The sequence below is a fragment of the Myceligenerans indicum genome, assembly GCF_016742955.1.
Taxonomy (GTDB): domain Bacteria; phylum Actinomycetota; class Actinomycetes; order Actinomycetales; family Cellulomonadaceae; genus Myceligenerans; species Myceligenerans indicum.
In genome coordinates this window covers 1-1,364 of the sequence record NZ_JABBYC010000124.1, presented here as the reverse complement: position 1 = coordinate 1,364, position 1,364 = coordinate 1, and the positions used below count along the sequence as shown (strand labels likewise).

At 69.8% G+C, this 1,364-nt stretch carries 1 protein-coding gene; it reads left to right on the top strand.

The features are described from left to right. The first annotated feature begins 245 nt into the window (after positions 1-245). The gene (locus HGK34_RS22185; RefSeq protein ID WP_201851589.1) at positions 246-1,241 is read left to right on the top strand and encodes a putative endonuclease domain-containing protein; all 996 of its coding nucleotides are present in this window, start codon (positions 246-248) and stop codon (positions 1,239-1,241) included. Positions 1,242-1,364: the final 123 nt, after the last annotated feature.

The following is a 1,364-nucleotide window of genomic DNA, read 5'->3' as shown; positions in this document are numbered from 1 at the left end:
AGATGTGTATAAGAGACAGGTGTCGGGCAACCGGGTGTCGGGAGCGGGGTTGCGCCGGAGTCGGCAGGGCGTGTCAGGGGCAGGGGCGAGCCGGAGTCGGCAGGGCTGCGTCAGGGGCAGGGGCGAGCCGGAGTCGGCGGGGTTGCGTCGGTGTGCGATGACCACAGGGACGTGTCGGATGAGGTTGTGCACAGGCGGGGTGCTGTTGCTCCGCAGGGGCGTCGAGTTCTTGATCTCATCCGGGCATGCGCCCTCTCAAGCCGGTCCCGGAAGGTCTCCTGCACATCGCAGTTCGGCAGGAAGGTCTGGTCTCGCTGAAGCAGTGCAAGCTGTTCGGCGTCGACCACCGCCGTGCCGCACGCCTTGTCGAGCACAAAATCTGGCGGTTCGAAGGCGTGACCGTCTTCGACACCGACCCGACAAGCCCTTCCGATCGGGTCCGCAGTGACTACTTCAGCCACATCCGGCGCCGCTCCGGCTTCAAAGGGGTTCTGGTGTTCCCCGGTTCGGCCGCGGTCGGCGCCTCCGCGCTGGCACTCCACGGCGTTGCCGGGCTTCCCCGGAGCATCACTCCCGAGGTCGCGCTTCCTGGCGGTCCCCATCACAGGGCGCGCGACGGCGTCGTCGTACGGCAGTTCAAGGATTTCCAGACGGTGCCGGTCGGCCCTTGGCGGATCGCCGGCCTCGAATCGGCGCTCGCCCAGGCGCTGCCGTCTTTGACTCGCGGGCAGGCCGTTGCCGTGATGAGTGACGCCGCCCGGCAGCGATGGATCGACGACGCCGGACTCGCCCGCGTGGCACGGAACGTCCGGGCCGGGCGCGGGTCCGCGACGATCCAGGGCTGGTTCGCTCTCGTGAACGAGAACGACGAGTCACCCGCCGAGACCGACGCCCGGCTGTCGTTCATCGACCACGGTGTACCGCCGGACCTCAGCCAGGTCGTCTTCCGCAGGAACGGGTACTGGCTCGCTCGGTGCGACTTCGCGTGGCAACTCCGGGACGGCAGGTGGCTCGTCGTCGAGATCGACGGCGTCGGCCCGCATTCCACACCGGAAGCCCTGATCAGAGACGCACCTCGCCAGAACCGGCTCCTGGAGACCGGGCGGATCCTCTTGCTCCGCTACCGCCCGGCCGACAACGCGACCCCCGGCGGCATCGGCGCACAGGTCTCGGCGAAGCTCCGCACCCTGGGCTGGCATCCGCGCCACCACCCGCCCCCGTCCTCACCGGTGGACCTCTGACGCCACCCACCGCCGCCCTGCTCCACGTACAGCACGAGCCTCCCGTCGACCAGCACCACCAGCGAACCCGCCTTCCGGCCCGGCCGGTGCGCACCGCCGGACCGGGAACGCGTCCCAGGAGCC